The 26457-nt window shown below is 47.7% G+C and carries 25 protein-coding genes; 6 read left to right on the top strand and 19 right to left on the bottom strand.

The window, feature by feature from the left end; genetic code table 11:
• Positions 1-43: 43 nt before the first annotated feature.
• The 3 genes from ACZ5EJ_RS10685 to ACZ5EJ_RS10675 form a co-directional block, all read right to left on the bottom strand.
• A complete protein-coding gene (locus ACZ5EJ_RS10685; RefSeq protein WP_011635279.1) occupies positions 44-502 on the bottom strand; it encodes an FKBP-type peptidyl-prolyl cis-trans isomerase in 459 nt (152 codons plus the stop codon).
• Between the two features lie 212 nt (positions 503-714).
• On the bottom strand, positions 715-2439 hold the full coding sequence (locus tag ACZ5EJ_RS10680) for an EAL domain-containing protein (RefSeq protein ID WP_011635278.1): 1725 nt from the start codon (positions 2437-2439) through the stop codon (positions 715-717).
• Positions 2440-2534: 95 nt separating this feature from the next.
• The gene (locus tag ACZ5EJ_RS10675) at positions 2535-3254 is read right to left on the bottom strand and encodes an EI24 domain-containing protein (RefSeq protein WP_464557064.1); all 720 of its coding nucleotides are present in this window, start codon (positions 3252-3254) and stop codon (positions 2535-2537) included.
• 280 nt (positions 3255-3534) lie between these two features.
• Between ACZ5EJ_RS10675 and ACZ5EJ_RS10670 the strand changes: the two genes are divergently transcribed.
• The 3 genes from ACZ5EJ_RS10670 (at position 3535) to ACZ5EJ_RS10660 (ending at position 4985) form a co-directional block, all read left to right on the top strand.
• Positions 3535-4017: a hypothetical protein gene (locus ACZ5EJ_RS10670; RefSeq protein ID WP_464557063.1), complete on the top strand. Its 483-nt coding sequence runs from the start codon at positions 3535-3537 to the stop codon at positions 4015-4017.
• 14 nt (positions 4018-4031) lie between these two features.
• Positions 4032-4580 (top strand): glycine zipper family protein, encoded by a 549-nt coding sequence (locus ACZ5EJ_RS10665; protein ID WP_011635275.1) that lies wholly within the window; start codon positions 4032-4034, stop codon positions 4578-4580.
• A gap of 168 nt (positions 4581-4748) precedes the next feature.
• Positions 4749-4985, top strand: a complete 237-nt coding sequence (locus ACZ5EJ_RS10660; RefSeq protein WP_011635274.1) for a thioredoxin family protein — start codon at positions 4749-4751, stop codon at positions 4983-4985.
• A gap of 80 nt (positions 4986-5065) precedes the next feature.
• Here ACZ5EJ_RS10660 and ACZ5EJ_RS10655 read toward each other — a convergent pair whose 3' ends face one another.
• From ACZ5EJ_RS10655 to purM, 4 genes are read right to left on the bottom strand one after another with little or no spacing between them, the layout of a single operon-like run.
• On the bottom strand, positions 5066-6340 hold the full coding sequence (locus tag ACZ5EJ_RS10655) for an RsmB/NOP family class I SAM-dependent RNA methyltransferase (protein ID WP_464557061.1): 1275 nt from the start codon (positions 6338-6340) through the stop codon (positions 5066-5068).
• A 16-nt stretch (positions 6341-6356) separates the two neighbouring features.
• On the bottom strand, positions 6357-7079 hold the full coding sequence (locus ACZ5EJ_RS10650) for a DUF3108 domain-containing protein (protein WP_464557060.1): 723 nt from the start codon (positions 7077-7079) through the stop codon (positions 6357-6359).
• Positions 7076-7708 (bottom strand): phosphoribosylglycinamide formyltransferase, encoded by a 633-nt coding sequence (purN, locus tag ACZ5EJ_RS10645; RefSeq protein ID WP_011635271.1) that lies wholly within the window; start codon positions 7706-7708, stop codon positions 7076-7078. Before purN ends, ACZ5EJ_RS10650 begins: the two co-directional genes overlap by 4 nt.
• An 11-nt stretch (positions 7709-7719) precedes the next feature.
• On the bottom strand, positions 7720-8778 hold the full coding sequence (gene purM / locus ACZ5EJ_RS10640; protein ID WP_074685370.1) for a phosphoribosylformylglycinamidine cyclo-ligase: 1059 nt from the start codon (positions 8776-8778) through the stop codon (positions 7720-7722).
• A 79-nt stretch (positions 8779-8857) separates the two neighbouring features.
• Here purM and ACZ5EJ_RS10635 point away from each other — a divergent pair, with 79 nt between their 5' ends.
• Together ACZ5EJ_RS10635 and ACZ5EJ_RS10630 are read left to right on the top strand one after the other, a co-directional pair.
• Complete coding sequence (locus ACZ5EJ_RS10635; RefSeq protein WP_464557058.1) at positions 8858-9916, top strand: AI-2E family transporter; 1059 nt, start codon at positions 8858-8860, stop codon at positions 9914-9916.
• Between the two features lie 82 nt (positions 9917-9998).
• On the top strand, positions 9999-11390 hold the full coding sequence (locus tag ACZ5EJ_RS10630; protein WP_464557057.1) for a hypothetical protein: 1392 nt from the start codon (positions 9999-10001) through the stop codon (positions 11388-11390).
• A gap of 96 nt (positions 11391-11486) precedes the next feature.
• Here the strand turns inward: ACZ5EJ_RS10630 and ACZ5EJ_RS10625 are convergent, their stop codons facing one another.
• The 8 genes from ACZ5EJ_RS10625 to hda form a co-directional block, all read right to left on the bottom strand.
• Complete coding sequence (locus ACZ5EJ_RS10625; RefSeq protein ID WP_074685376.1) at positions 11487-13517, bottom strand: OPT family oligopeptide transporter; 2031 nt, start codon at positions 13515-13517, stop codon at positions 11487-11489.
• A 221-nt stretch (positions 13518-13738) separates the two neighbouring features.
• The gene (locus tag ACZ5EJ_RS10620; protein WP_464557056.1) at positions 13739-15880 is read right to left on the bottom strand and encodes a hypothetical protein; all 2142 of its coding nucleotides are present in this window, start codon (positions 15878-15880) and stop codon (positions 13739-13741) included.
• Between the two features lie 359 nt (positions 15881-16239).
• Complete coding sequence (locus tag ACZ5EJ_RS10615; protein ID WP_074456333.1) at positions 16240-16902, bottom strand: thiopurine S-methyltransferase; 663 nt, start codon at positions 16900-16902, stop codon at positions 16240-16242.
• Between the two features lie 57 nt (positions 16903-16959).
• A complete protein-coding gene (gene guaA, locus ACZ5EJ_RS10610; RefSeq protein ID WP_074456332.1) occupies positions 16960-18519 on the bottom strand; it encodes a glutamine-hydrolyzing GMP synthase in 1560 nt (519 codons plus the stop codon).
• 12 nt (positions 18520-18531) lie between these two features.
• Entirely contained in the window at positions 18532-19995 is a 1464-nt protein-coding gene (gene guaB / locus ACZ5EJ_RS10605; protein ID WP_011635258.1) for an IMP dehydrogenase, read from the bottom strand.
• 124 nt (positions 19996-20119) lie between these two features.
• Positions 20120-20485 (bottom strand): exosortase system-associated protein, TIGR04073 family, encoded by a 366-nt coding sequence (locus tag ACZ5EJ_RS10600; protein WP_011635257.1) that lies wholly within the window; start codon positions 20483-20485, stop codon positions 20120-20122.
• Positions 20486-20530: 45 nt separating this feature from the next.
• On the bottom strand, positions 20531-21196 hold the full coding sequence (locus ACZ5EJ_RS10595; protein WP_011635256.1) for a histidinol-phosphatase: 666 nt from the start codon (positions 21194-21196) through the stop codon (positions 20531-20533).
• 136 nt (positions 21197-21332) lie between these two features.
• Entirely contained in the window at positions 21333-21998 is a 666-nt protein-coding gene (gene hda, locus ACZ5EJ_RS10590) for a DnaA regulatory inactivator Hda (protein ID WP_074456331.1), read from the bottom strand.
• A gap of 209 nt (positions 21999-22207) precedes the next feature.
• On the opposite strand from hda, the gene ACZ5EJ_RS10585 reads away from it, so the two are divergent.
• Complete coding sequence (locus ACZ5EJ_RS10585) at positions 22208-22969, top strand: GNAT family N-acetyltransferase (RefSeq protein ID WP_074456330.1); 762 nt, start codon at positions 22208-22210, stop codon at positions 22967-22969.
• Positions 22970-22982: 13 nt separating this feature from the next.
• On the opposite strand, the gene ACZ5EJ_RS10580 is transcribed toward ACZ5EJ_RS10585, so the two are convergent.
• The 4 genes from ACZ5EJ_RS10580 to ACZ5EJ_RS10565 form a co-directional block, all read right to left on the bottom strand.
• Positions 22983-24266: an MFS transporter gene (locus tag ACZ5EJ_RS10580; RefSeq protein WP_074456329.1), complete on the bottom strand. Its 1284-nt coding sequence runs from the start codon at positions 24264-24266 to the stop codon at positions 22983-22985.
• A 104-nt stretch (positions 24267-24370) separates the two neighbouring features.
• The gene (gene rfbC / locus ACZ5EJ_RS10575) at positions 24371-24916 is read right to left on the bottom strand and encodes a dTDP-4-dehydrorhamnose 3,5-epimerase (protein WP_011635252.1); all 546 of its coding nucleotides are present in this window, start codon (positions 24914-24916) and stop codon (positions 24371-24373) included.
• Positions 24917-24993: 77 nt separating this feature from the next.
• Positions 24994-25962 (bottom strand): 2-hydroxyacid dehydrogenase, encoded by a 969-nt coding sequence (locus ACZ5EJ_RS10570; RefSeq protein ID WP_011635251.1) that lies wholly within the window; start codon positions 25960-25962, stop codon positions 24994-24996.
• 169 nt (positions 25963-26131) lie between these two features.
• Entirely contained in the window at positions 26132-26443 is a 312-nt protein-coding gene (locus tag ACZ5EJ_RS10565) for a c-type cytochrome (protein WP_011635250.1), read from the bottom strand.
• Positions 26444-26457: the final 14 nt, after the last annotated feature.

Genomic DNA, 26457 nt, shown 5'->3' with positions numbered 1-26457 from the left:
ACAGGTGGTATTTGTCTGTTTTCCCGCCGGGCCCAGCCCCTGGTTACTCCAGGCCGATCAATTCCACATCAAATATCAGTGCTGAATCGGGAGGGATAACACCTCCGGCGCCATGGGTACCGTATGCCATGGCGGAGGGGATAATCAAGGTACGTTTTCCACCAACTTTCATACCCAGTACTCCCTGATCCCATCCTTTGATAACCCGTCCAGCACCAAGCAGGAATGAAAAGGGAGTGCCACGATCGTGAGAACTGTCAAATTTTATGCCTTTATGGTCTTCCGCAGTGGGATCATACAACCAGCCTGTATAGTGCACATTGGCGGTTTTGCCAATATCGGCTTCTTCTCCAGTACCAACCTTGGTATCTATTTTTTCCAGTGTTGTTACATCTGCAACATTTACGTAGTGTGGTGTCATGTGTTCCCCGGCAGCCTGGGCATTTATCGATAAAAATAGACATCCTGAAAGAACGATGCCCAATAGTTTTTTTACATTCATTATTACCTCTAAAAAGTAGTATTTACAGCTTGGTAGATTGGATAATTCGAGATTTGCTGGTGGAATTTACCCGTTTCACAGCACCATTCCGAACAGCAGAAATAATAAAGCAATTTCCACTTGTCAGGTTTATTCTGAAAACGGGACAGGTAAAGCAGAGGTGGTTCGTATCATCTTCATGCATGTGGCGGTGGCCGCCATACTGTGCAAAGTTATGAAAAAGTACCAGTTTTGCGTTGCTCGATAAGTGGTAAAAAATGCTCTGCTGAAAGTGGGGGAGTGAATAAGAATCCCTGAACGTGATGGCAGTTGGCTTGTTTCAGAAAATCGAGTTGTGTTTGTGATTGAACACCTTCTGCTCGTATTTGCATGCCGAGATTCCGGGCAAGCGCAATAATGGCTGTAATGATTACGGAGCTGTCAGATTTGCTGGCGATATCCTGAACGAGTGGTTGACCGATCTTGATGGTATCGATGGGCAGGCGCCGCAGATGGTTGAGAGATGAGTAGCCGGTGCCAAAATTATCCATCACGATTTTTACACCCATTTTCTTTAGTTCGTTCAAGATTCTGGTGCTTCCATCTATATCCTGCATTAATACAGATTCATTAATTTCTAGCTCCAGTTTTGAAGGGTCAAGCCCCGTCGCATGTAATGCTTCAGCAACGTGATTAATTAACTGGAGCTGATCCAGTTCTATGGCAGAAAGGTTGACTGCAATGAAAGCGGGTTCAAGGCCGGCATCTTGCCAAGATTTGGCTTGTCTGCAAGCTTCATGTAATACCCATTTGCCTATTTTGACAATGGAGCCGGATTCAATAGCCAGAGGAACAAATTTATCTGGAGGAATGAGTCCGAGTTCCGGATGACGCCAGCGGACCAGTGCTTCGACTCCGATAATTTTTCCGGTCATGAGATCAATCACCGGTTGATAATGTAGAACGAGTTCTTTGTCATTAATGATTTTCTGCAATGATTGCTCAATCTTGACCTTTTGTAACGAAGCTTCACCAATTTCCCGGGCATAGAATCTATAGGTATTAGGCCAGATTTTTCGGGTAAAAGATGATGCATTTTCGGCATTGGCCAGCAGCACCTCAATTTCCCTGCCATCGCGAGGATAGAGGCAGATTCCTATCGTCAGGGTGATATAAAATTCAAGATCATTAATGATAAAAGGTGTGGTGGCGAGCTTTAGCAACTGGTTTGCGAATATCTGTGCTTGGCTGGTGTTGGCCAGGCTGGTTTTGAGAAAAACAAAATTACCTCCTTCGGTGCGTGCCAGAATACAGCTGTTGTCGGAGTAGATGGATAAACGGCTGGCGAATTGTTGTATTAGCTGATCATTGATGCTGTAGCCATATTTACTGTTGATGCGTGACAAACGGTTGATATCGATGAAATAAATAGCAGCGATCATGCCATCAATCACAGCGTTGTTTGACAGTAGTGCGGCTGCTTTTTCACAAAACAGATTGTGTTTGGGCAGGCCGGTCAGTTCGTCATAATAGGTCATACGGTAAATATGGCTATCGGCCTGACGTTTCCTGCGTTTCAGATCCATGAGCTCAAAACCTCGATTGATAGCCAGTATCAGCCGCGTCGAATGTCCTTTTGGTACGCAGTCACTTGCCCCGTTGCGTAATGCCGAGAGTATTACTTGCTCATCTGTTATCGAGGTGTACAGAATAAAGGGTGTCGTTTGGTGGCGGGTTTTAAGCAGATCCAGCACTTGCAAGGCATCAAATCCAGCCATTGAATATTCTGCAATGACTGCATCCCAGCTTGATGTATCCAATGCCGCCCGGACGTCGGGTAAACTGTTTGCATGTTGGTAAATCAGCTGTTTTCCGTTACGACTAAAATCGGTACTTAGCTGATTTACATCAGCTTTGGAATGGCCGATGATTAAAAGTTTTAATTTTCCATATGACATTTCAGATTCTTCCTGGTGTGATATCTTCCGGTATCGACCCGGACAGGAAAAACTTGATTCTGTGGAAAGGGTGAAAAACCTGGTTTATGTGGTAATCAATTCGTTGTGCGACGCAATTGTGCCAGGCGTGCTAGCTCGAAGTGTATGAAAGCCAGTGCGGTCAGAGTGGGTGCAAAAAAATTTAAAAATGGTGTGAATTGTAGCAACCCTGTCAGAAAACCCAGACTCCAGCGTGCTGGTCGATTCATGGTTGATAGCTTGTTTAGCTCGAAGTTGTCTGCATGGTCACACAGCGCATCATAGAAAAACAGCCGCTGATTCAAATAAGCTGCCGCCAGCAGAGGCCCCAGCAGGCCAATTCCGGTAAACCATAAAGGGATGGTTGCTATCCAGATTACGATAAAAATCGCGATGGCCAATAGGACATTGCGCAGGCTGCCGGTGATTGTTCCACCCCGCATCGGAGCCAGATCAGGGTAGTAGCGTTTTGCTACAAAACTGACCAGGGCTGGCATGGTAAACAATGCGGTAATCACCAGGCTGGTTGTGATCGTTAATATCATGAAAATGATCAGGTTGATCACAGTCTCCACCCCGTCAGCGATCACCTGCAGATGTGAAGTTTCCAGCCAGTTCTGGAGCGTATCTGCCGGGATGACAGTCAGCAGCCAGCCTGATAGTGGCGCCCAGAAAAACATCCCGATCAGCCACCAGAAAATAGCTGATACCAATATGGGCCAACTCCACAGCCATAACATACGTGGATTAAAAAGGTTAATTGAGGCTCTTGAAAGCGCGCTGAATAATCCAGACATCAAAAATCTCCCCGGTCAGACATTAAAATTCCTGATTCAAAAAACGTACACCGCAGTTTCCAATTAAAATAGTGCGGGCCTTTTCTGTTTTCGTAAAAATGCCTGCCTATCATGTGCTTTTTCAGAGCGGCGTATACTTGAAACCTTTATTAAAGGATGCAGCCTAATGGGCAATATAAGAGCTGTACACCTCAAAATAACTGTATCACGGATATATGAGGAGCAATGAGTGAAAAAGGTCGATTGGCTTTATCTGTCTCTGATTTTAACCGGAATAACAATGAGTGACGTTTCATGGAGTTATAGCCATGGTCATAACCATAGTAGATATTCTCATGGGCATCGTCATTATTCGAGTCGGCCTAATTTTTCCCTGGGTGTCGGCTTGGCTGGCTCATTCGGGTCTTATGGCCATTTTAGCTATCCTGGCCGGAATATCGGGATTTATGGGGACTTTGTCTACGGGCGGCGTTATTATCCCTATTACCGGCAACCTTACTACCGTCCCTACGGTTACCTGGACAACCGCTTTTACTGGCCCGCTTATCCTCCCGTCGTATACCCTCCGGTTGTGATTGTGCCGCCTGATCCACCTATTTATATCCAGCAGCAACAGCCTGTCCGGCCGGCACCCCCGCCACCCCCCCCTGAATCAGCCGTGACGAATTACTGGTATTATTGCGAGAACCCCGCCGGCTATTATCCGGAAGTGGAACGCTGCCCGGGTGGATGGATAAAAGTTCCTCCCAGACCTGCCCAATAATACAGGAGCATACAATGCGTTACTTTTCCAGATTAATTGTTTTTCCAGTTGCGATCCTTCTTGTGGCCTGTGTGAATGTACCAACCGGACCAAGTGTCATGATATTACCGGGTAATGGTAAAAGTTTTGATCAGTTTCGCAGTGATGATTATTTGTGTCGACAGTTTGCCAGCCAGCAAACCGATTTCCAGACACCCAGGAGTTCAGCGGCATCCAGCGGCATGGAAAGCGCTGCTGTTGGTGCGGCGCTAGGAGCTGCTGCGGGAGCGGCGTTTGGTGGTGGGCGTGGTGCTGCTGTTGGTGCGGGAGCAGGTCTGCTGGGAGGCGGACTGGTAGGCAGTGGTACTGCGCAGTCGTCTGGTTCTATTAGTCAGGAGCGTTATGATATTGCCTATATCCAGTGCATGTATGCCAATGGTCATCGTGTCCCGGTTTCTGCCGGGCTGATTGAAGGATCGGGCGGGAATGTAAACCAGGGAACTTATTCCTATCCACCTGCTGCTCCGGGCAGATATATTCCTCCACCGCCGTCGGGTTATCCGCCATCACCGCCACCATATTGATACATTTGCATCAGTAAGCCATGCGAATACATTTCATTGATTTTATGTGTTAAAATAAAAAATTGGAATGCCTGTAAGCAGTTCTAAATGCCGTATGGTTTCGAACAGGGACCAGGATATTCCGTTTTGAGAATGTCGTTTTAATGAATCTTAGTTAAGGAGAAACACATGGCATCAAAAGCTATTTTCTATCATGCCGGTTGTCCTGTCTGTGTGTCTGCTGAACAGGCTGTCGCCAATGCTATTGATCCTTCAAAATATACAGTTGAAAATGTACACTTGGGTACGGATAAATCACGTATCGGTGAAGCTGAAGCAGCTGGAGTAAAATCAGTTCCAGCGCTTGTAATCGACGGAGCGGCATTCCATATCAATTTTGGTGCCGGTATTGACGATCTGAAATAACAATAATAATTAATTTCTGCAAGCAGTAACTCAAGTTAGCTGCTTGCATTCTGAAGGGGCCTTTTCTCTAAGGCCCCTTTTTAATTTTCGGACTCCATTCTGGAGTGTTCCAGAACAGCAGCAAAGAAGCCGTCAGTATTGTGGTATAGCGGTGAGAGCTGTAAAAATTCACCTGTATCAGGCAAGTTGATTTTTTGTTGTGCAAGCAGCTCTCCACAATTAAGTATGGAAAATTGTGGATGATCTGCTAAAAAGCGTTCAATTACCTGCTGATTCTCTTCTGGCAACAGACTGCAGGTTGCATAAACTAGACGCCCTCCCGATTTTAGCAATTTTGCGGCGGCCGTAAGAATGGCCATTTGTTTTTTCTGCAGCTCATTGATACTTTCCGGACTTTGTCGCCACTTTAAGTCAGGGTTACGGCGTAAAGTGCCCAGCCCGCTGCAGGGGGCATCAACTAATACCCGGTCAATTTTTCCCGCTAATCGTTTCAGCTTGATATCTTTTTCGCTATCAATGTGTTGCGGGTGAACGTTCGATAATCCAGAGCGTTTGAGCCGGGGTTTGAGGTTGTTGAGCCGCTTTTCAGAAATATCAAAAGCATACAGGCGCCCGCGAGAATGCATCAATGCGCCGAGCAGCAATGTTTTACCTCCCGCGCCGGCACAAAAGTCTACTACCATCTCGCCTCGCTTGGGTGCCAGCAGAAAACCGAGAATCTGGCTGCCTTCATCCTGCACTTCAATTTTTCCGGAAAGGAACAATGCGTTCCGGTTGATTGCTGGATTGCCAGTGAGGCGGATACCAACGGGAGAAAAGGGCGTGGGCTGAGCTTTAATTCCTTCCTGTTTTAGTACAGCAATTACTTCTTCACGTTTTGCAAGTAGGCTGTTGACACGTATATCCAATGGAGCGGGTTGTTGCAAAACTTGGCCAAGACGCAAAATATCTTCATCCGACCAGGATTGCTGCAATTTTCCCACCAGCCATTCCGGGAACTCTGCCCGTATGAACAGCGGCTGTTCCTCCAGTTTTACCGCTTTGATTTGTTGGATCCATTTGGATTCCACCTCCCGGATGAGTGGGGTTAATTCCCGTAGATTCATACCTTGGAATCTGGCCAGATAGGCTAATACCAGTTCACGAGCAGTTGCTTTTCCGGTCAGTACTTCCAGGAAAAATCGATGTCTCAGGATTCCAAAGACAGTTTCTGCAATCATGCTCCGACCATTTTGTCCCAGCTGTGGATAATCCCGGAAAAACTGTCGCAGTAGCACATCTGCCGGAGCTTGTAGAGGTAACACCTTGCGTACGGCGATAATCAGCAGATTCAGTCGTTCGGGAGTCAGGCGCATAAGCAGTTTAAATGGGTCATTGTGTGGAACTTGCTGGAGACTTGTAGTCTATTTTAGTAACTAGCTGGTCTACTTCCATCCCGCTTTTTTCTGTCGAAATAATACGTACTGGCAGCATATGATGATCCGTTGCCAGCCAGATTTTCTTGCGGAACGCATCACCTGGCTCTTGTTGTTTCGTAAGTACGGTCGTGGCCAGTTTTCCCATTGGCGTATCCAGTGTTTCATGGGTAACAGCATAGCGAACCGGGCGCAGAACGCGGTAATCGGTTTCGTATATGGTCAGCGTCTGTTTGGGAGGGGCGGTGAAAATGAAGTGATAAGCAAAACTTAATTCATCCAGTGTTCCTTTTGGCAGATTCTCTATCATCTCACGGCCTTTACGGCGATAAATGATGCGCTCCTTGCTCCAGTCAAATTCAACCGTGCGTGCAGGTTTTCCGCCACGTTGGTCTGAAAAGTGTAGAGGCTTCATTCCTTCGTCCGGAATAATCATGCCCTCGCTGTGGCGAAGAATGCTGCCACGTTTGATCAGTTTAAGAAATCCGCTGGCTGAAATTTCGCTGCTAAGGGTATAATGCTGAGCTCCGTTTTGGTTTTGTATAAGCAGAGTTTCATGTGCTTTGCCCTGACCAATAAGACCGTTGAGTACATAGTCGATATCAATACGTTCAGGCAAATCAGCGGCGCAAGTGATACTGCTTATCCAGAACAGGATTATGGGTAATAAAAATTTCATGACGTGATCCCGGGAGAATATAGAACTTTCTGACTATCACAGGCCATTCCAGTTTCAACATGATTTTCTGTCAAGGTCAATTGTCCCTGCAGAAACCAGTTTGCTGCTTGCGGATAAATGCGGTGTTCCTGCGTCAGCACTCTCGCCGCCAGCGTTGCTGGCGTATCATCAGCTAGTACCGGTATGGCGGCTTGGATAATGATGGGGCCATGATCCAGTTGCGAGGTGACGAAATGAACTGTGCAACCATGAATTTTGACTCCTTCCTGCAGAGCTCGTGTATGGGTATCCAGTCCGGGGAATGCTGGCAACAGAGAAGGGTGAATATTAATCAGCCGGCCCTGGTAATGGTCAACAAATGTTTCTGACAGGATACGCATGAAGCCGGCGAGCGCAACCAGGTGAGGCTGGTATGAATCAATGATTTCCGCCAGAGCATTATCAAAAGTTTTCCGATCAGGGAAAGCATGATGATCAATCGCATGGGCTGGAATACCGTGTTCGCGGGCAAACGCCAATCCTTCTGCTGTCGGATTATTGCTGATTACTGCTGCAACTGGTAGCCCGGCCTTCAGTAACGCTTGCATATTGCTACCGCGACCGGAAATAAGGATCACCATTGATTTCATGATCCTTTCCTTCAGGTAATGACGATAGATGGCGTTCCAGATTTACGCGATTTGATATCACCGATTTGCCACACGGTTTCACCACCGCTGCGCAGGATATTAGTGGCAGTCAAAGCATGCTCCGGTGCTACGATTACAATCATGCCAATTCCACAATTAAAAACATGCAGCATTTCCTCGTCCGTGACATTGCCATGTTGTTGCAGCCAGTCAAACAGGGGAGGGCGCACCCAGGCACTCTGGTCGATATGGGCCATGACGCTATCTGGCAAGATACGTGGAATATTCTCAAGCAGCCCACCGCCGGTAATATGCGCCAATCCTTTGACGGGCAATTCTGCCAGTAATGCCAGTATTGATTTCACATAAATTCGAGTCGGTGCCAGGAGCGCATCTACGAGCCAGGTTTCATCAAGCCCAGTATCAGGTTGCCCTGCATGACGATCAAGTATTTTGCGGATCAGTGAAAATCCATTGGAATGCGGCCCGCTTGAGGCGATCCCCAGCACAAGATCGTTTTCTCGGATGCTGGAGCCATCGATGATCTGATTTTTTTCCACTACACCTACAGCAAAACCAGCCAAATCATATTCGCCTTCCGGGTACATGCCAGGCATCTCTGCTGTTTCCCCGCCAATCAGCGCACAGCCGGCTTGCTCACAGCCGTGCGCAATGCCTTGAATCACCTGTGCAGCAGTTTCTACATCCAGTTTGCCACAGGCAAAATAATCCAGAAAGAATAGTGGTTCAGCACCTTGTACCAGAATATCGTTCACACTCATGGCAACCAGATCAATGCCAATAGTTGCATGTCGTGCATACTGGAATGCCAGCTTGAGTTTGGTGCCGACTCCATCCGTTCCGGATACCAGTACCGGTTGTCGATATTTTCCAGGGACTTCGAACAATGCACCAAATCCACCGATCCCTCCCAGCGCTTCCGGGCGCAGGGTGCGCTGTGCAAAAGGTTTGATTATCTCCACCAGGCGGTTTCCCGCATCGATATCAACACCGGATGCGCGGTAGGAAATCTGGTTTTTGTCAGGATCTGTGAAATTGGATACAGTCAAGTTGAGTTCTCGCAGTGTTAAGGCTAGAGTGGAGTTTTTAAGGCATGATTTTACCGTATTGAGGCATAATTTACCGTAAATGGACAACAAATATTCCCCGGATTCCCGTTTCCTCTGGTATCTGGCGCTCATTGGCATTATCAGCGCCCTGATTTATCTGCTTAGCCCCATTCTCACGCCTTTTTTACTGGCAGCAGTCATTGCCTATATTTGTAATCCTCTGGTTACCTGGCTTGAAGTCAGAAGAGTTCCCAGGACGCTGAGTACCGTTTTTGTCATGCTGATGGCAATCGGTATTTTTATCACCATGATTTTGATTATGTTGCCATTGTTTGAAAAAGAGATCTCGCGCCTGATTGAGCGCATCCCTTCTTTTCTTGATCTGCTTAGTAATCGTCTCATTCCCTGGGTGGAAGGAAATTTTGATATTGAATTGCAGATCGATGTTGAGATGCTCAAGCAACTGCTGACAGAACACTGGCAAAGTGCAGGTGGAGTGGCTGCCAGGGCACTGCCAACCTTGAAAAGTGGTGGGCTGGCGATACTGGGATTTTTAATAAATCTGGTATTAGTACCAGTGGTGCTGTTCTACATGCTGCGAGACTGGAATATTCTGATTAAACAAGTGGGGGAGTTAATTCCGCCGACTTGGCAAAAACAAATCTTTGCTCTGTCCAGAGAAACAGACGATGTGCTGGCTGAATTTATGCGTGGAGAAATAGCGGTAATCACCATCATGAGTATCTATTACGTGACAGGGCTATGGCTGGTTGGGCTGGAATTCGCCTTGCCGATCGGGTTGCTATCCGGTATGCTGGTATTTGTGCCCTATCTGGGAACAATAACTGGCCTGACATTGGCGACTCTCGCTGCTCTGACACAATTTCAGGAATGGAGCAGTGTAATAATAATCTGGGCTGTGATTGGATCAGGGCAACTGCTGGAAGGTATGCTGATTACTCCCCGGCTGGTGGGAGAGCGGATTGGTTTACACCCGGTAGCAGTAATCTTTTCATTAATGGCGTTTGGCCAGTTATTTGGTTTTATCGGAATTCTGCTGGCGCTGCCGGTCAGCGCGGTTTTGCTGGTTCTGCTGAGGCGCCTGCATGCGCATTATATGGAAGCCATGAAAGAATGACCGCAGCGGAGTGATGTGAATTGATGTGCTGACCTGTTCGTCCCCCAATTGCTGAATTATTCTTGCTCTGACGAGGATCTTTATGAAACTGCCGGTATGTACAGGGCTGGTTATATGTGTTGTTGCAACAATTTCAGGCTGTTTGTCGCCGATCGCCTTGAATCGGGCGGTTGAGTTGTATGATCAGGCTGCCCTTCGCTCGGAATCAAGGCAACTTTTAATTAACATTGCGCGCGCTCAGCATCATGAACCGCTACATTTCACTCGGGTCTCCAGCATTGCTGCGACATTTGATTTTAGTGCCAGTGCGGGCGCCACACCAGCATTAACCGGAGAACGCGGCGGCATGCTGGCCCCCATTTTTGGTGGCAGTGTGTCGGAGAGTCCTACTTTCAGCATTGATCCGATTGCCAGCGATGAATTTACCAAACGCCTGTTGACTCCCTTCAGCCAGCACAAATTGACACTGTTACTGCGTCAGCATTTTGATATTGATTTGATGCTGCGCATGATGGCGCAAGAAGTCCGTTTGCTTGATTCCGGGCTATATAGCACTGCTCAGGATGCGCCGGTCTCTGAAAAACCTGAAAAACGAGGTCGTCATCACAGGATGCGTTTAGAGGCTAAAAAAGGCACGGCAGAGGAAACAGGTAAGAGGGGAAGTGAAGCCGGACATTTTTTTTCTTATTTTCCACTTACCAGCGAGCAGGAACGCCGCATGCGTTTCCGGCAGCATATATATCAGCACCAAGCCGCCTATCGTAATAATCCATCGGATCGTACCGGCTACGAAATGTTTCGTCGTATCGTTCTCCATCTCTCCGCAATTCAGGATCAAAATCAGCTCTACGCCGAGCCTTTGATATTTGAGCGTAGCTGGAAAATTGCTGATAGTGGCATTTCAGCAGAAGGATTATTTCAGGCTATTGAAAAAGATTTTGCCGTGGATCATGACTCGGAAAAAAACATTTACACACTGAGCAAACAACTGCCAGGTCCGATTCTCATCACTAACTACGATCCTAATATTCTCTGTTGTGAAGAGCGTGCGGAGCTGGATGATCTGATCAATCCATGGGTTGAGAATGATGTCGCTTTTGATATTCGCCCGGGTTATCCGGGGGGAGAATGGCCAATTCAGGGCGCGTTCAGGCTCAGGAGTTTTCATAGCATACTTAACTTCCTGAGCCATGCACTGGGAGAAGAAGCGGAATATTATGTAGAAAAAGACTCGCGCACACCCCCCCTTGCCGGTAATGAGAATCCCGCACAAACCATGGGCATGATTGTTGCTGATAAACAGCCTGGCAATATTGATATGTTTGCTTATTCACACGGAAAGTATTACACGGTGGATACGACCGGCGAAGAGACTCACTGGAATCGAAATGCCTTCCAATTACTTTATGTGTTGTTCCGGCTGACGATTACCGACACCAAATCATTGGGAATTCCCATTACGATCTCAAAATAAATATGTGTCACAGGAATTATCCGTTTGAAAGGCATTCATCTTCAAAAATCCAGCCAGGTGGCCGACTCGATGTAATGGCTCCACGAGATACCCAGATTACTCCTGCACATTAACTGACGATGTAATGCTGTGTTCGTTTTGATTTGTCGCTTGCGATTCCATTTGCATAATCCAGTAATACAGCGCGGCTAACAGCAGCATAAACGCGATCCCGCCTAGCCACAGCGAAGTCTTGGCAAATTCGTCATCTACCAATGTTAATGGTGCATCCCTACCGGAAAATGTAATAACAGCTGCCAGTACCACGCCTATCAGGCTTTCACCTACGATCATCCCCGATGCCAGCAGCACGCCTAGTTGTTTGATAGTATCAGCGCGCGGCCCAGATTTACATTCAGCGCAATGATTGAATACAGCGCCGGCCAAAGCGCCTGACACCACTATCAGCGTAGTCGATGTTGGCAGATACATTCCCAGTCCCACCCCCAGTGGCGGCAGTCTGGTAGCTGTTTGAGTGCGTGCCAGCAGTTCATCAATGACTACAGCTGCAACTCCAATCAGCGCACCCATGCCAAGCAGATTCCAGGCGACGCTGTTCTCGATCACGCCTTGTGCCAATGTCGAAATCAAACCCGCTTGTGGTGCAGGCAGCGCACGTGTCGGCTCAGCACCTGGTGCACCGACAAAACTGTAGGCCTCGCGTAGTAAATCCAATACCGGAGGGATGATAATTGCGCCTGCGACAACGCCAATCACCAGCGCTACCTGTTGCTTCCACGGTGTGGCATCCACCAGTTGTCCAGTCTTGAGATCTTGCAGGTTGTCATTGGCAATAGTGGCTCCAGCGAAAATAATGGAGGTGGCAAATAGTGCATACGCTACTAGCGCCTGTGCCTCGTCACCAGGGTACAGGTGTCCGAAGCCGAGCATCAGCAGCAGTGAAACCACGATGATGACCAAAATCCCTATCCCCGATAGCGGGCTGTTGCTGGAGCCAATCAAGCCAGCCATATAACCGCATACGGCTGCGACCAAAATTGTGATGAGTAAAATAAAAAGTGTAGTGCCTGCCACCAGCGGCATCACATGCGCATGCAGTCCGCTGGTGCGGACGAAATCCATGAGCAGCCAGATGATGGGTACGATGGTGATGGCAATGACTAGAGACACGATGGAGATTGGGATATCGCATTCAGTGCGTGGCAACGCATCGCCATGCCTGGCCTTGCGCATACGGGTTGAACGCCAGGCATTCTGTAAACCGCTGATGACTGGCCGCGCCAGTTTGACCAGTGCCCATACCGCAGCTACGCCGATGGTGCCTGCGCCCAGAAAGCGTACTTTTTCTGACCACACGGCTTGCGCCAACTGTGCAGCCGAACCGTTTGCTACATCAAGCAAGGTGCTGTAATGTGGAACTGCCCATCCCCATCCTACCAACGCACCTACCAGCATGGCCAGCCCGACCCACAAGCCTACCAGATGTCCCACGGCAAATAGTGCCAGCGACAAGCTGAAGTCAAATCCCGTCACACTGCGCGTACCCACGTTGAAGTAGTGCGAAACGGAAGCAGCAAATAACCTGGTTGCTACAATCACAGCAAAAACTGCTGAGCTGATGCTCCCAACAATCACTACTCGCAACCCGATACGACCGATTGAGTGATTCCCTTCATCATTGCCGGAACGTCCGGTCTCGGTACCGACCTTCAACACCTCGGCACAAGCCACACCTTCAGGGTACGGTAAGTCTGAATTAGTCACCAGTGCCCGCCGCAGCGGAATGGTGTACATCACGCCCAGCACGCCGCCGGTCAGGCAAATGCCGAATGTCATCCAAAACGGAAAATCCTGCCACCAGCCGATCATGATCAGGCCTGGTAATACAAAAACAATCGCCGACAGCGTGCCCGCCGCTGATGCTACTGTTTGTACAATGTTGTTTTCCTGGATGGTTACATGCTGGAACTTGCGCAGCACCGCCATCGAAATTACTGCCGCCGGAATCGACGTGGCAAACGTGAGTCCCGCCTTTAGCCCAAAATAAATATTGGCAGCAGTAAATATCAGTGTAATAAAAATGCCAATAACAATACCGCGCAATGTCAGTTCAGATTGGGGAGCCATGGGATTTGAGTTGATTTGGTAGAGGCGCTCGCATCATCCTGGGTGATGCTGTAGTTTTGTAAAAAAAGTAGATAAGCACAGTGTATCCGCTGCAGTATTGGCTCCATGGCGGTTTGACTCATTAAATTCTTTGTCTGGCCCAGATCGTACCGATGAACTATTGCCGTTAATGCCAGAGTTCATTAAATTATTTAGTATAGAAAAAATAACAGATAGTGTCGTTAGGCGCTTACAGTTGTTTGGCTACATAAGTTTTCTTGCAAAGCATCCGTATCACTCATTGATCTTTTCAGGCTGGCCTGATTGAAGGCAGGGAAGCGAAGAAAGCCATTGTTCTTTGAGGTATCCAGTAGTTCTTTCATGATAGATCCAGGTCTCCCGACAGCAACACACCATAATTTCGTACGAGTCAGCGCAACAAATATCTGGTTTCGAGCAATCATCTCTTTTTCCGGGCTTTTGGCTTGTAAAGCTCCCGCCATGTGAAGATTGAGGGCATAGACTTTGTATGCTTCATTACCTTTGGCTCGCCGAATACTTGAAATCGTTACATATCCTGCTTGATGAAATTGATCCTTGTTTTGGTTGTTCAGGGAGAGAACCCTGATGCCAAGTGTACGGAGGCGATCCTCAATTTGCGGGAACAGATAGCGTGTGGGCTCAAGGCCAACGATTGCAATATCTTCTGGACGAAGATCTGATTCAAGATCACGGTGAATACTGGTTGCAACGAAATCAACATCTTCTGCCTGGCTTAAGCTCTCATGAATCACCAAGATTGTTGATTTGTCCAACGGTGCTCCGAACTCGGGATTGTCAATGGGGTGGCCACTTGTCTTGTCCGGACGCTGGAGCATAACGGTGGCACATGCCTTTACGCTTGCTGCACTGAAATCACCTTCTACCACTTGGTAACCCAAAGCGATCCAGTCTTCTTTACGTGTGATTCCTTGAAGTGGCCCCCCTTCTCGAAATAACCCCATGTTGATGGCATGTGCTGCTAAAAGAATCTGACGAGGAGTTCGATAGCAACAATTCATATTATGCGCCTTCTGCATGCCGCTCGCATAGCTGCCAGATAGATCAATACAAGGACGACCTTGCTCGTCCCTGCCAAATATCTCTGAGGCATTCGGGACGATCAGAGAATCTACTCCTTGTGCTTCGTCATAAGCCCAATAGAGGCGTTTTGGTGCACGTAGCGCATGATGAGCTATTCGATAGAAAGATGCCGGCAGATCTTGTCCTTCGTCAATAACGATGGCGTCGAGCAATGATGGACAACTTTTGCATTCTTCTTCGAGGTTGCGGCAGGCAGCTTCATATGCTGATTCTCCATGGATTGTCATTTTCTCTGCATCCCCAAAACTCAAGAAGCGACATTTCCACCGGAATGCCAATTCACGATAGAAGCCGGTGAGTTCCTTGCTTCCCCATGCATGCCAGATATGCAACTTATTCCAGTCAGGGGTTGCGCCGGTTAATCGTCGGTAGTGCTTATCAATAAGATTTCGAATTTGTTGGTAAAGTGAACGACTCCAGAAAACAAATGCAATTTCCCAATCCGGATTAGATGCATGCATCTGTGCAACTCGTCTTGTAAACAAGACTGTTTTGCCACTTCCGGCGATTCCACGCATGCGCTGGGGACCTTCAGGGACTTCCTGAGAAATTCGATCTTGCTTCTCATCCAAAATACGCAAACGGCTTTCAACGGCATGAATCACCCTGCTATGGCAAGAAACAGGGGCACCTGGATTGGGTTGTCTAGGTGGCTCGGTCGTAGCGATACCTCGAAATACTCCGAGAATTTGCTCCCATTGAGCATCGTCAAGTGTGGGCATATAGGCAGATGAAACAGCTTTAACCTGTTGCCTGAAAGATGTCTGTAAAATATCTTCTTCAAGCCAGACAACACCATTTGTACTTGGATGTTTCGAAAAACCTTGCATAGCCCATTCAGAGGCTGAAATGAACGGCAGTACAACCCGGTACTCGAATGGTATTTTAAGTTTTTCTAACATCGGGCTTGGTTTAAATAACGCCCTGACTTCAAATAGTTGCGCTTCGATCTGGCTTATAGGAGACATGCTGTCAGCGTACCAGTCGCGCATTTGCCAGTCGTGGCCCTCAATTGCTGCGATATTTCCAATCGTGCAGCCCTTGCTTTCAAAGATCCATATGCCGAAGCGGCGATGAATCATGAGGAAATCAGGCTCACTTCGCCCTCGTTTACTCGTTGCGAAGATAGGGTATCGGTAGTACGCAACACCTTCATCCTGCTCAAAAGCGTTCTTGAGCGCATTCCACAGTTGACGTTGCCCCTTGTTGTTGTCGTTGGGGTAATTGGGATTAAATTTCATGTTAATTGGATTTAACGGAATTACATCGAGGTAGTGCATCCTTGGTTGGCTCTATTTGCATAGGCTCACCGTATATAAGAGTTACATCAACTCTGGAGTTACTTGCAACGACAGTGTAGGGGAAAAGTTCAATTTTGATTGATCATTACAAATGCAGGGCAGGGTTATTGCGAGGAATGTTATTGCGAATGTGCTGTGCTCCACCTCAAGAAACATATCAAAAATTTGACTTCCAGCTTGTCCCCGCTCCGCAACCGACTTTAGGTTATGCGATCAGTTATGGTGAGAGATTGTATTTCTTGAGGGAGGTTATCCGTGCAGTATTGTTTTATCAACAGTACCCCACGCCGTTTGTTGATTTATACAGCAAGTCGTTGGAGTTGGTACACTGCTGTGGCAAGTTTTGTCAGGCCACGTGCAGCAAAACCAGGTTCTTGGGGAAGGATATCGTTTCGTTCCAGCAGCTTGACACACCAGCGGGGTGAATAGCACTTCAGTACCTCGGCTTCTTCAACTGAAAACGGTGGCCCAACCATTTCCTGCTGCTGATATTCAAGTGTGATCAGCAAACCGCTACAACCAGCCGGCAGACATGTCATGAGTTCGTTTATATAGGGTACGCGCAGCTCGGGTGGCAGAGCGATCAGCGCAGCACGATCGTAGATACCGCTGCAATCGGAAAGCAGCGCTGCATCCAGCGCAAAAGCATCGCCACAGATCACCTCAATGTTCCCGGCTGTGTAATGTGTGCCATAGCGAGATTCTCTCACCGCAGGTTTCAGACCATGCTCGGCAAAAAACTGCTGTACTGCCAGTAGTGAAAGCTCTACACCCAATACACGGTAGCCTTGCGCAGCCAGCCAAGCCATATCCAATGATTTGCCAGCCAGTGGAACAAATATCTTGCTGCCAGTTGGTAGATCAAGTGTTGGCCAGTATTTCTGCAGTAACGGCTGTACGCGTAGTTGATGAAAACCGGTACGCCCTTCGCGCCAGCTTTGTAGCCAGAATTCATGTTCCATTGTGTTTAATTGAATGACGACATAAATACATACAGGGTACCATTGATACGTGGCGGTTTATTCCCACTCAATTGTTGCTGGGGGTTTGCCTGAGATATCGTAAACTACGCGGTTGATGCCACGAATTTCGTTGATGATGCGGTTGGAGATTCTGGCAAGCAAGGTGTAAGGCAGCTCAGCCCATTGTGCAGTCATGAAATCTTCAGTCTGAACGGCGCGCAGTGCGATGACGTACTCATAACTGCGCTTATCTCCCATAACGCCAACTGATTTTATTGGCAGGAAAACAGCAAATGCCTGGGAGGTTTTTTCATACCATCCAGCGTTTCTCAGCTCTTCAATAAAGATGGCGTCAGCCTGACGCAATAATTCTGTATATTCGTATTTAACTTCTCCCAGAATACGGACACCTAGTCCCGGTCCAGGGAAGGGATGACGGAATACCAGGTCACGCGGAAGCCCCAGTGCCAGGCCAAGTTCTCGTACTTCATCCTTGAACAGTTCACGCAGTGGTTCCAGCAATTTGAGGCGAAGTGTTTCTGGTAGACCACCAACGTTATGGTGGGATTTGATTAATCCTGATTTCTTTGTGTGGCTGCCGGCAGATTCAATGACATCCGGATAAATGGTGCCTTGCGCCAGCCATTTGACGTTTTCAATTTTTGCGGCTTCCTGCTGAAAGATTTCCACAAATTCGCGGCCGATGGTGCGGCGTTTCTGTTCCGGATCAGTGATTCCTTTCAATTGCTCCAGGAATTGTCTGCTAGCATCAACGTAGATGACGTTGACCGCAAGATTCCGGCTAAAGGTTTCCATGGTTTGCTTGGCTTCATTCAGGCGGAGCAGGCCGTTGTCTACGAATACGCATACCAGCTGATCACCGATGGCGCGGTGGATTAGTGCGGCGGCTACTGAAGAATCTACCCCCCCAGACAATCCCAGGATGACTTTATCGCCGCCGACGCGCGCGCGTATCCGGCCAATGGCCTCTTCTACGTAATCCGGCATGTTCCAGTCATAGCCCGCATCACAGATATCATGAACGAAACGATCGAGGATAGCTTTTCCCTGGAGGGTGTGAGTGACTTCAGGATGGAACTGGACACCGTAGAACCTGCGTGTTTCGTCAGCCATGGCTGCAAAGGGAGTGGCTGCATTGAAGGCAATGGCTGTGAACCCAGGCGGTAATTTATTAACCCGGTCACCGTGGCTCATCCATACATCAAGAGCGGGTTTGCCATCAGAGCTGATGCGATCCTTGATGTCCTGGAACAGCCTGCATGGTTCTGTTAACAATTCTGCATAGCCAAATTCGCGCGTTTGCGCATTTTCCACCTCTCCTCCGAGCTGAGCTGCCATGGCCTGCATTCCATAACATATGCCGAGAACAGGGACACCCAGTTCAAACACAATTTGAGGCACACGCGGCGCGTCATTGGTAAAGATGGATGCCGGCCCGCCGGAGAGAATGATGCCAACAGGAGAAAATTCCCGAATAAATTGCGGGCTGACATCAAAGGGGTGGAGTTCACAGTAAACACTGGTTTCCCGGATGCGCCGTGCGATTAAACGAGCGTACTGCGAGCCAAAATCCAGGATAAGAATTGCTGAATGCATATCAGTAAAGGGTTATTCAACGTGATAATTGGGGGCTTCTTTGGTGATCTGAACGTCATGCACATGAGATTCCCGGATTCCGGCAGACGTGATTTCGATAAACTCAGCTTTTTCATGCATTTCACTGATGGTATGGCATCCCAGATAACCCATGCTGGAACGGACACCTCCTGTCAGTTGATGGATGACATTGGCGAGAGAGCCTTTGTAAGGAACGCGACCTTCCACGCCCTCGGGTACCAGTTTTTCTGCTTCATGGCGCTCGGTTTCCTGAAAATAGCGATCGCTTGATCCTTGTTGCATGGCAGATAATGAGCCCATGCCGCGATAACTTTTATAGGCTCTACCCTTGAGTAGCTCGACTTCACCTGGGGATTCCTCTGTTCCAGCCAGTAGACCTCCCAGCATGACTGCGCTTGCCCCTGCAGCAATGGCCTTGGCAATATCACCGGAATAACGAATACCTCCATCTGCGATAACTGGTACACCTGTACCCTGCAGTGCAGTAGCAACATTATCAATTGCTGAAATTTGCGGGACACCAACACCAGCGATGACCCGGGTGGTACAGATTGAACCTGGACCGATTCCAACCTTTACGGCATCAACACCATGATCTACCAATGCTTTGGCTCCTGCAGCCGTGGCAACATTACCGGCGATTACCTGAATTTCAGGAAAATTTCTCCTGACCCAGTACACGCGTTCCAATACGCCCTGCGAATGCCCATGTGCTGTGTCCACGACAATTACATCTGCACCAGCTTCCACCAAAGCGGCGGCACGTTCGTCACTGCCTTCCCCCACCCCGATTGCAGCACCCACGTATAAACGTTCCCGTTCATCCTTGCTGGCATAGGGATGTTCGGTTGTTCTGGTGATGTCCTTGACGGTAATCATCCCGCGCAATTCGAAGTTTTCATCGACAATCAGTGCTTTCTCAAGCCTGTGTTTATGCAGTAAGGCCAGTGCTTCTTCCTGTGAGATGCCTTCTCGGACAGTAACCAGACGCTTCTTCGGGGTCATGATATTTTTGACCGGCTGATCAAGGTTGGTTTCAAACCGCAGATCGCGGTTGGTAACAATGCCTACAACCTTTTTGCCCTTTACTACGGGCAAGCCGGATATGTTGTGTTGCCGAATCAGTTCCAGAACGCTTCTGACGGTCATGTCTGGAGAGACGACAATCGGATCAGTGACAATGCCGCTTTCGAAGCGTTTTACTTGTGCAACCTGCGCTGCTTGGGCGCTGATCGGCATATTTTTGTGGATAATGCCGATCCCGCCCTCTTGGGCGATAGCAATAGCAAGTCGTGCTTCGGTAACTGTATCCATCGCGGCTGAAACAATCGGAATCCTGATCCGGAGAGAACGGGTTAGCTGTGTGGTGAGGTCAACATCCCTGGGCAAGACTTCGGAATGAGCGGGAAGCAGTAATATATCGTCGAAGGTGAGTGCTTTTTGTATGAGTCGCATGCTGCCGATCCTTCACAAAACCGATATTATATCGGAACCAGCTGTATTGTCTGTCTTGACTTCATGTGTTTCTTCCAGTCGGAGCGAATCCTGGCAAGGGTAATTGATATCAAACTCAATATTATCAACGCATACGCCAGGCTGAATAGGTTGTTTCCCGATTGAAATCATTCCAGATATAAGTCGGTTGAACGAGGGAAGTAGTGGGTATTACGAAGGTGACGATATCAAGCGCACCACTTAATGTCCGCCCCACTGTTTGAACGATGCCCACGAAAAATCCTGCTGTTACACCGTAGATAGTTCCTTTTTTCTGGCTGGAAATCATCATATTTTTAGGGATTTCACCAATGCCAGTAACGATATTGGCAACGCCTGTAGCCAGCTTTTCTCCTGCTTTTTCAGGATAGCTGTCAGCAGCCTGTGCGCTAAATGAAAGTAAAAGACTCAAAATTGCTGGTAGTAGGAATGCTATGGAAGTATGTTTCATTTTGTTTTCTCCTTGTTAAAGAATGTAAATTATCTGATTGAGGTGCTATTGGCGCAGGCTAATAATACGCCACCCGCATTCTTTCGCATGTTCATGGAGTGTGGCATCCGGGTCCACCGCAACAGGATGTGTCACCTTTTTGAGGAGTGGCAGATCGTTGAGCGAGTCACTATAAAACCAGCTTTGCAGGAAAGAAAGCCAGGTGAGGTTATGCATGTCCAGCCATTGTTCCAGCCGGGTTATTTTACCTTCCCGGAAAGAGGGAGTGCCGGTTACGCGGCCGGTAAATTCACCATTTTCCAGTTCCGGTTCGGTGGCAATTAGATGATCAACACCCAGCATGCTGGCAATGGGGGCGGTTACGAAGCTATTGGTGGCAGTAATAATAATGCACAAATCCTTTTCAGCCTGATGCCCGGCAATTAATTCACAAGCGCCGGGAGCAATCAATGGTGCAATTTTTTGTTTGACAAAACGACTGCGCCATTCATTTAATTGTTCGCGCGGGTGGCGGGAAAGAGGCTTTAACTGAAAATTCAGAAATTCATGAATATCCAGTGTGCCCGCTTTGTATTGCTCGTAAAATTCAATGTTACGAGCTTCGTAGACCTCCCGATCCAGAACATTTTGTTCAATCAGGAACTGTGCCCATTGAAAATCGCTGTCACCAGCCAGGAGTGTGTTATCCAGGTCAAATAATGCCAGTTTCATGATGCTGATCGGTATAAGAAAAAATAGATGTAATAAAACTGTGTAAGGAAAAACAGCAGATTCGTTTCAAAGTTGAACGGAGCAACTGCAATCATCTGATATTCCGAGATTGACGATCGTCCGAAACCGGTGCTGATTATAACAGTTCACGCAGCAAGGGAAGGGTGACGGGGCGCTGCCTAGTCAGCGAAAGCTGATCCAACGCGCTGACCTGCCTGATCAGGGAGGATAAGTCCCGTTGTTCATGCTTCAGTAAGTAGTTGCAAACATCCAGAGGCAACTCAAATCCGCAACGGATTGCATAGTCTTGCATAACTTCTATTTTTTTTTCATCCGTTAATTCGTGTACCTGATATACCAATCCCCAGCCCAGGCGAGTAGCCAGGTCCGGACGCAAGCCCAATTGTGCAGGCGGCCGGGTGCCACCAGCCAAAAATATCCCATACTTGCTTTCTCGGATCTGGTTATAAAGATTAAACAGTCTAATTTGTTCAGCATCATCCAGTTGTTCAATGTTATCAACTGCTATGCAATCTGCGGTTAGATTGAAGTCAATTTCATCAGCCTGATTGCAATCAATGTAGTGTGTATTGCGCTGCTGTTCCAGAAAAATATTGGTTACCGCCTGCAGCAGATGGCTTTTACCGCTTCCTGTATTTCCCCACAGATAATAAAAACGATCTTGACGATTGTCGGCAACCAGATTCTTCAGTGTGTACAGCAACTCTTCGTTCCCTTCAGGAATAAAGTTGTCCAGTGACGGCGGGCCGATTTCAGTAATATCAAGGAGAAGTTGTCTCATTGGAGATTGGCAATGTTTCTTCTACAGGAGCGTATTGATGAAGTAAGTGACAGTGGGAAAAGTTTTACTCATGAAAGTAGTTTCTATATCCGAGTGAAGTAAAAGAGAGATCTAGAATAGTATTTTCTCGAAAGATTAAATTGGTTACGACATATTTATTATGTCGTAAAAGGCAATAAAAATATTTGGTTACTCGAGGTAATTAGATAATGATCATTATCAATAATGTAGTGAAAATATACAGATATATTAGTCAGTCAATATCTGCGATTGGTTGGATGAATACCGGATTTTTAGTTTTGCATAGGCTGCTTTTCAAGATATCTTATGGGAATATAAGAATTTTTAAGTATCAATTAGTTGCACAGCCTGTTAACAACAATTCTTTCTTACCTCTGGCAAGAGGTAAGAAAATAGTAATCAGACAAATAGATGAACAGGATTCGGTTATTCATCATTTTCCGCGGCCAATATCCGTCATTCGAGAGCGTTTCAAAAATGGAGCAATCTGCCTGGTTGCTTCTAAGGATGAGGAGTTTTTAGGGTTTATCTGGCTGATGCTTGGTCCTTATCAGGAAGATGAAGTGCGAGCGCGTTATATTCCGCTACCAACCAGGCAAGCAGCATGGGATTTTGATGTTTATGTAAACCCTCACTACAGACTCGGGTTTACCTTTCTTCGTTTGTGGGATGAAGCTAACCGGCTATTGAGTAAAAATGGGTTTACATGGTCCTGCAGCAGAATATCATCATTCAATCTCAAATCATCAAAATCACACGCCAGCTTGGGTGCGGTAATATTCGGACAGGTTGTTTTCATTGAATTGGTTGATTGGCAGGTGACGCTGGCCTCAATCAAGCCTTATATCCATTTTTCTTTGAAGTCTGATTCCTTTCCTGAATTTTTTCTTGAGACATCATCATTGAGTAATCCATATCTGGTTAAAGGTGGTAAGGCGGCAGTTGATTAACAGATATCTACCCTTAATTCAATTTGTGTACCTGGTTTGGTATCAATTGTTGAGTCATTTTTAATCCCGCCAGGCTGAATATGCCTGCCATTGTCAGATAAAGGCCAACAAAGGATGTGCCTCCCGCATCATTAAGTGCCTGTGCGGCAAGGGGGGCGAGTGCGCCGCCTAGAATACCTCCTAAGTTGAAGGCAACAGATATGCCTGTATAGCGTATTCGCGGAGGGAAAAGCGATGGTAGCCATACGCCAAGCGGGCCGTAAACAAACCCCATTATAAACAGGGCAAGCGAAAGCACCATCCAGACCAGCCATAGCGATCCCGCCCCCAAGGCTGGTCCAAATATTAAGCCCAGGATAATTGTCGCTGCACATCCCCATACCAGTACCTGGTTTGCGTGATGCTGATCGGCACGTATTCCCGAGAGAACGATACCAATAGCCAGAAATAATATTGCTGCAAGCTGAGTGAGCAGAAACAGCTCACGATCGTATCCAAGTGTCGTAGTGCCATGAGCCAGTGCAAAAGCGGTTGAAAGATAAAAGATGGCAAAACAGGCAACTACTGTAAACGTTCCGGCAAAGGTGATAGCGGCATGCTTGCGTATCAGCTCGCCGATGGGAACCGGAATGGGAGGATCTTTTGCCAGTGCCCGGGTAAATTCGGGTGTTTCATTAATTTTCAGCCGCACCCATAAACCAAGTCCAACCAGAATTGCACTGGTAAGGAATGGGATTCGCCATCCCCATGCTGCAAAGTCTGTTTCACTCAACGCCGTACCGAGAAGCAAAAACAATCCGTTTGCGGCAATGAATCCAATTGGAGCACCTAACTGAGGAATCATACCAAACCGCGCACCCCATCCCGGGGGAGCGTATTCAACAGCCAATAAAGCCGCGCCGCCCCATTCGCCGCCAAGTCCCAGTCCCTGACCAAAACGCAGGGTGCACAATAGTAACGGAGCTATCCAGCCTGCTGTCGCGTAGGTGGGCAAGAATGCAATCAGCAGGGTTGATATGCCCATCAGCAACAATGAGGCGACCAGTGTTGATTTTCTTCCAATACGATCACCAAAATGGCCGAATAATATTGCGCCAACTGGCCGCGCGAGGAAGGCGAGTCCAAAGCTCAGGAATGACAACATTAATTGTGCAGACGGAGATTCTGCAGGAAAGAATAAAGGTCCGAATACCAGTGCCGCTGCCGTGGCATAAATATAAAAATCATAAAATTCGATGGTTGTGCCGACTAGGCTTGCAATCAGTATGCGGCGATGCTGATAAAAAGGGTGGGACATAGTCAAATCAGTTTCTTCGAGATTTCCGGGCTGTCAGGATACTTCAAGCCGTATTGCGCCAGGAGTTGGCGCACATTTCCATTGGTGTTGCAGAAGCTCTTGCGTTAGTCAAAGACCTCGGCCTGATCAAATGGGGTTCCCAGGGCATCCTTGGTGGATAGAGCAGGCTGAATACCTGCTGGCCAGGCAATGTCGAGTGTTGGGTCATTCCAGAGAATGCAGCGCTCATGGACAGGTGCATAGTAATCCGTGGTTTTGTAGAGAAATTCGGCGGTATTGCTCAGTACGACAAAACCATGGGCAAATCCTTCAGGTATCCAGAGTTGGTATTTGTTTTCTGCAGAAAGGATTTCCCCCGTCCATTGGCCAAAGGTTGCTGAGCTTTTGCGCAGATCAATCGCTACGTCGAACACTTCACCTTGCACCACACGCACCAGCTTGCCCTGCGGTTGCTGAATCTGATAATGCAGGCCGCGCAGGACATTCTTCATACTGCGGCTGTGATTATCCTGCACGAACTGAACCGGCCTGCCGATGATTTCTTCAAAACTGGCTTGATTGAAGCTTTCAAAAAAGAAGCCGCGTTCATCGCCGTATACTTTGGGTTCGATTAGATAGATATCAGGAATCGCAAGAGGTGTGGCTTTCATTCAGATTTTTCCTTGAACAGGTTCTAAGCAGTAGAGTGCGGCGGTGGACATTACCTGGTCTATATGCGTATCCAGAATTACTGCAACGCTGTATTAATCTGGTTAAAAGGCTTGTTTTGCAGGAAATTACGTATGTTATCTGCCAGCAGGTTGATCATGCGTTGTCTAGATTCCACACTGGCCCAGGCGGAATGGGGTGTAATAAGCAGGTTGGGATGAGGGTAATCCAGCAAGGGATTGCCATTAACCGGCGGCTCTGCTTGCAGGACGTCGATAGCTGCGCCGGCAATACGGCCAGAATAAAGGGCTTGCAGCAGGTCGTCTTCATTGATCAGGCCGCTTCTGGCTGTATTAATAAGGTATACCGAGGGTTTCATCAGATCAAATTCCCACTTGCCAATCAAATGCCGGGTATCTGCCGACAACGGGCAGTGCAGCGTAATGAAATCCGCTTGTTGGATAACATCATTGAATGCCATGCGCCCAGGCCGGATGGATGAGGCGGATTTATATTCGGCGATCAACAGTTTCATACCAAATGCTTTGGCTATATTTGCCACAGCACTACCGAGCTCGCCATGCCCGATGATACCAAGCGTCTTTCCTGCCAATTCCATAACGCCGAAATCAAGCGGGCAGAAGTAGGTGCTGGTCTGCCATCCCCCTTTTTTTATCAGCTGCCGATATTCCACGAAACGGCAGGCAAAGTTCAGCATGAACATAAGCGTGTGTTGCGCAACGGAACTAGTGGCATAGTTGCGTACATTACATACCGGAATATTGCGCTCAGCGGCTGCAGCAAGATCGACGTTGTTATAACCGGTGGCTGCGACACAAATCAGTTTTAGCTGATCTGCTGCAAATATGGCTGTCCGATCCAGCTGCACTTTATTGCTGATGATGATTTCAGCTCCCTTGATCCGCTCTGTAACCTGTTCACGGGAGGTGTTGTCATGATAAATCCAGGGAGATACGGCCTGCTCCAGCGCTGCCCGATCAATATCACCGCGCGTGACGGAGCCGAAATCAAGGAAAACCGTAAGCATAATTGTTATATGGCTGGATATTTAAAAAGAATGTTTCAAAGAAATGTATTGAAAGCCAGGTACGTTGTCAAATAAAGCGGTCTTTCTTGATAGCTTGGATTGGCGGCCCGGAAACAAAAAAGCCGATACGGTTCCCGGTATCGGCTTAAATTTATAGCTGATGATCAGATCATTTAAGTGTCGAGATCCATTCTGCCAGTGCTTTGGCATCCCCATCACTGACATTGACGTTTGGAGGCATTGGAATCTGACCCCATACACCAGTGCTGCCCCCTTTTATTTTGCTTACCAGGTATCCGGTCTCATCATCCTTGCCCGCATATTTGGTTGCAATTTCTTTAAATGAAGGGCCAACAAGTTTTGCATCTACCTGATGACAAGCGACACAATTATTTTTTGCTGCCAATTCGGGGCTGGCCTGAACAGAACCGGCCACTAACAACGCTGAAGCAGCAAATACACCTAACCAAGCTGTTTTCATCAGTTTTTTCCTTT

The sequence above is a fragment of the Nitrosomonas sp. TNE100 genome, from assembly GCF_055387135.1.
Note: the sequence above shows the minus strand (reverse complement) of the source record. Positions and strands in the feature narration are given on the sequence as shown.

What these genes read in the sequence shown, in the direction of transcription:
- ACZ5EJ_RS10685 (WP_011635279.1), bottom strand. Translation starts at nt 502, where the DNA reads ATGAATGTAAAAAAACTATTGGGCATCGTTCTTTCAGGATGTCTATTT.
- ACZ5EJ_RS10680 (WP_011635278.1), bottom strand. Translation starts at nt 2,439, where the DNA reads ATGTCATATGGAAAATTAAAACTTTTAATCATCGGCCATTCCAAAGCT.
- ACZ5EJ_RS10675 (WP_464557064.1), bottom strand. Translation starts at nt 3,254, where the DNA reads ATGTCTGGATTATTCAGCGCGCTTTCAAGAGCCTCAATTAACCTTTTT.
- ACZ5EJ_RS10670 (WP_464557063.1), top strand. Translation starts at nt 3,535, where the DNA reads ATGAGTGACGTTTCATGGAGTTATAGCCATGGTCATAACCATAGTAGA.
- ACZ5EJ_RS10665 (WP_011635275.1), top strand. Translation starts at nt 4,032, where the DNA reads ATGCGTTACTTTTCCAGATTAATTGTTTTTCCAGTTGCGATCCTTCTT.
- ACZ5EJ_RS10660 (WP_011635274.1), top strand. Translation starts at nt 4,749, where the DNA reads ATGGCATCAAAAGCTATTTTCTATCATGCCGGTTGTCCTGTCTGTGTG.
- ACZ5EJ_RS10655 (WP_464557061.1), bottom strand. Translation starts at nt 6,340, where the DNA reads ATGCGCCTGACTCCCGAACGACTGAATCTGCTGATTATCGCCGTACGC.
- ACZ5EJ_RS10650 (WP_464557060.1), bottom strand. Translation starts at nt 7,079, where the DNA reads ATGAAATTTTTATTACCCATAATCCTGTTCTGGATAAGCAGTATCACT.
- purN (WP_011635271.1), bottom strand. Translation starts at nt 7,708, where the DNA reads ATGAAATCAATGGTGATCCTTATTTCCGGTCGCGGTAGCAATATGCAA.
- ACZ5EJ_RS10635 (WP_464557058.1), top strand. Translation starts at nt 8,858, where the DNA reads ATGGACAACAAATATTCCCCGGATTCCCGTTTCCTCTGGTATCTGGCG.
- ACZ5EJ_RS10630 (WP_464557057.1), top strand. Translation starts at nt 9,999, where the DNA reads ATGAAACTGCCGGTATGTACAGGGCTGGTTATATGTGTTGTTGCAACA.
- ACZ5EJ_RS10625 (WP_074685376.1), bottom strand. Translation starts at nt 13,517, where the DNA reads ATGGCTCCCCAATCTGAACTGACATTGCGCGGTATTGTTATTGGCATT.
- ACZ5EJ_RS10620 (WP_464557056.1), bottom strand. Translation starts at nt 15,880, where the DNA reads ATGAAATTTAATCCCAATTACCCCAACGACAACAACAAGGGGCAACGT.
- ACZ5EJ_RS10615 (WP_074456333.1), bottom strand. Translation starts at nt 16,902, where the DNA reads ATGGAACATGAATTCTGGCTACAAAGCTGGCGCGAAGGGCGTACCGGT.
- guaA (WP_074456332.1), bottom strand. Translation starts at nt 18,519, where the DNA reads ATGCATTCAGCAATTCTTATCCTGGATTTTGGCTCGCAGTACGCTCGT.
- guaB (WP_011635258.1), bottom strand. Translation starts at nt 19,995, where the DNA reads ATGCGACTCATACAAAAAGCACTCACCTTCGACGATATATTACTGCTT.
- ACZ5EJ_RS10600 (WP_011635257.1), bottom strand. Translation starts at nt 20,485, where the DNA reads ATGAAACATACTTCCATAGCATTCCTACTACCAGCAATTTTGAGTCTT.
- ACZ5EJ_RS10595 (WP_011635256.1), bottom strand. Translation starts at nt 21,196, where the DNA reads ATGAAACTGGCATTATTTGACCTGGATAACACACTCCTGGCTGGTGAC.
- hda (WP_074456331.1), bottom strand. Translation starts at nt 21,998, where the DNA reads ATGAGACAACTTCTCCTTGATATTACTGAAATCGGCCCGCCGTCACTG.
- ACZ5EJ_RS10585 (WP_074456330.1), top strand. Translation starts at nt 22,208, where the DNA reads ATGATCATTATCAATAATGTAGTGAAAATATACAGATATATTAGTCAG.
- ACZ5EJ_RS10580 (WP_074456329.1), bottom strand. Translation starts at nt 24,266, where the DNA reads ATGTCCCACCCTTTTTATCAGCATCGCCGCATACTGATTGCAAGCCTA.
- rfbC (WP_011635252.1), bottom strand. Translation starts at nt 24,916, where the DNA reads ATGAAAGCCACACCTCTTGCGATTCCTGATATCTATCTAATCGAACCC.
- ACZ5EJ_RS10570 (WP_011635251.1), bottom strand. Translation starts at nt 25,962, where the DNA reads ATGCTTACGGTTTTCCTTGATTTCGGCTCCGTCACGCGCGGTGATATT.
- ACZ5EJ_RS10565 (WP_011635250.1), bottom strand. Translation starts at nt 26,443, where the DNA reads ATGAAAACAGCTTGGTTAGGTGTATTTGCTGCTTCAGCGTTGTTAGTG.